Below are 1,005 nucleotides of genomic sequence, written 5' to 3' on the forward strand. Positions count from 1 at the left end.
GGCGCTATCTGGGGTGGCTGGTGCGGTGCCAGCCGGGGCGGTCGGTGGCCGGGGCGCTGCTGGGCAGTGTGTGGAACCACCCGGCGCACGGTGTTCCTTGAGGCTGCTGGCCGCACCCCCAACACGCCACGCGGCGGGAAGCCCAGCCGTTCCAGCGTGTGCTGCGGGGCGCGCCGCAGCCACTGGCCGATCGCCGCGTAGCTGCGGGCCCCGGCCACCACGGCGCAGGCAGCCGCGCGGACCAGGGCGAGCAGCGGATACCGGCACCCACACCGGTCCCGCGGATCCCTCCCCCGGGCCCATCACCCACACCGGCGACGCTGCACAACAGCACCGCACCAGGCATGGAAAACTCACAACGCATCGAACCTCCGTTGGTGACAAGCGACTTGACAACTTGCTCACACCAACGGAGGTTCGGTCTATCCAGTCACCTGGCCTGACCAGACACTTCACAAGATCACACCGACCTTGCACGAGCCCTGGCAGCGTGAACGCCACTGGAACGGCGATCGGGACGATCGGTGTCCTCAGCGCTCCAGCAGGACTCCGGCAGCCCCGCTCGGATCGAGCACAGGCGCCGGCCCCGTCTCAGGGGCTGGCGCATGTCGTCCCGCCGGACTGCCCTACTTACTCCCGGATGCTGTCAGCTTCCGTTGTAGGGGTCGGCGGTTACGCAGAGAAGGACACTGGTGACCGCGTCTTCAAGCCCACCCGTGGTCTGCAGGCCCGTGTCATGTGCAAGGCCATGAGGGAAGGTGAGGGTGTCGTACACGTAGGCGTTGGCGGTGGCTCCGCCGCCAAAGACGATGGCGGCGCGGGCGGAGTACTTACCGGAGATGTCGAATCCCACAGTGGAGACACTCTCGCTGGTGATGACTGCCGACCCAGTGTTGTTCGGGGGCGGGAAGGTGACACTCTGAAGTTGCCGAGTGGCAAGACCGTATTCTGCAGCGGGCGAGACAGGCGCTGCTGATGCGTCGTAGCCGTCCGTTGCGACTGGGC

1 protein-coding gene and 1 pseudogene are annotated in these 1,005 nt (G+C 67.3%); both read right to left on the reverse strand.

What is annotated here, in order from left to right; genetic code table 11:
• A pseudogene (locus AB0N17_RS46730) lies at positions 1-278 on the reverse strand (transposase family protein); the annotation flags it as partial.
• A gap of 368 nt (positions 279-646) precedes the next feature.
• Positions 647-1,005: hypothetical protein (locus tag AB0N17_RS46735; protein ID WP_366017735.1), on the reverse strand; the 359-nt coding region annotated here is incomplete at its 5' end.

This window comes from Streptomyces sp. NPDC051133, assembly GCF_040682635.1.
In the GTDB taxonomy this organism is placed as follows: domain Bacteria; phylum Actinomycetota; class Actinomycetes; order Streptomycetales; family Streptomycetaceae; genus Streptomyces.